1 protein-coding gene is annotated in these 1302 nt (G+C 45.7%); it reads right to left on the minus strand.

Translation table 11 applies throughout. From position 1 onward, the window contains the following. Positions 1-31: 31 nt before the first annotated feature. Entirely contained in the window at positions 32-1246 is a 1215-nt protein-coding gene (locus tag CXF61_RS12190) for an IS256 family transposase (protein ID WP_165598383.1), read from the minus strand. Positions 1247-1302 lie beyond the last annotated feature (56 nt).

The following is a 1302-nucleotide window of genomic DNA, read 5'->3' on the forward strand; positions in this document are numbered from 1 at the left end:
GAGACCATCCCAGATTCTGTGTAACTGCCATTTAGATTAAATGCCTGCTAATACGATCATCAAACATAATCATAAAGCGATTAAGAGCAGACGTCCAGTTACGAATCGGCATCGACCACTTTTTAGACGCCTGCTGGGTTGCTAGATAGACTACCTTAAACGCTGCCTGATCAGAGGGGAACACCTTACGCTTATTCACTGCCGTACGAATCACACTGTTTAGCGACTCAATAGCATTGGTGGTATAGATGACTTTTCTGATGTCTTTCGGGTAATTAAAGAACACCGTTAAGCCTTCCCAGTTATTGCGCCAAGACTTGACCACGTGCGGGTATTTATCGCCCCACACTTCATCAAAGTGCTCAAGATTGGCCTCTGCTATCTCAAGCGTATCCGCACCATAAATTGCCTTTAAATCAGCCGCTACGGCCTTTTTATCCGTCCACGGTACGAACTTCATTGAATAACGCACCATGTGTACGATACACAGCTGAACCTGAGCATTTGGATAAACAGTGTTAATGGCATCAGGGAAGCCCTTTAAGCCGTCGACACAGGCAATGAGGATATCTTGTACGCCACGGTTTTGAAGCTCGGTAAGAACACCTAGCCAGAACTTAGCGCCCTCATTTTCTGACAGCCACATACCAAGTAGCTCTTTCTTACCATCAAGTCCCACGCCTAGAGCCAGATAAATAGCCTTGTTGATGATCTGCTTGTCTTGACGTACTTTGACGACAATGCAGTCTAGATAGACGATAGGATAAACATTGCTCAATGGCCGGTTCTGCCATGCAGTGATGTCCTCTAAGATGTTGTCAGTGACTCTTGAAACCAAGCTACTTGAGATATCGACATCGTAGAGCTCTTTAATGCTCTCTACAATCTCGGTGGTGGTTTGGCCCTTGGCGTAAAGAAATATGATTTTATCATCAAGCCCTGAGATACGGGTTTGATGCTTGCGCACAAGTGTAGGTTCAAAGTCACCATCACGGTCTCTTGGGGTAGATATCTCAAGATCGCCTGTGTCACTGCGGACGGTCTTTTTAGTGTGCCCGTTGCGCTTGTTAGGCTTATCCGCCTTTTCATGCTTGGGATAGCCGAGATGATCTTCCATCTCAGCTTCAAGGGCAGTGTCGATAAAGGATTGCATGAGCTGCTTTTGGAAGTCTTTAATGTCATCGAAGCTTTTCATGCTACCAGCCATCTGCTGGGCCAGTTTCTTGATGTCGGGTTGAGTAGTCATTGCTTATTCTCCAGTTAGTGGATTATAAGCAGTTACACAAAGTTTGGGAAAGGCTC

The sequence above is a fragment of the Psychrobacter sp. 4Dc genome (assembly GCF_002836715.1).
Classification (GTDB): domain Bacteria; phylum Pseudomonadota; class Gammaproteobacteria; order Pseudomonadales; family Moraxellaceae; genus Psychrobacter.

What these genes read in the sequence shown, in the direction of transcription:
- CXF61_RS12190 (WP_165598383.1), bottom strand. Translation starts at nt 1,246, where the DNA reads ATGACTACTCAACCCGACATCAAGAAACTGGCCCAGCAGATGGCTGGT.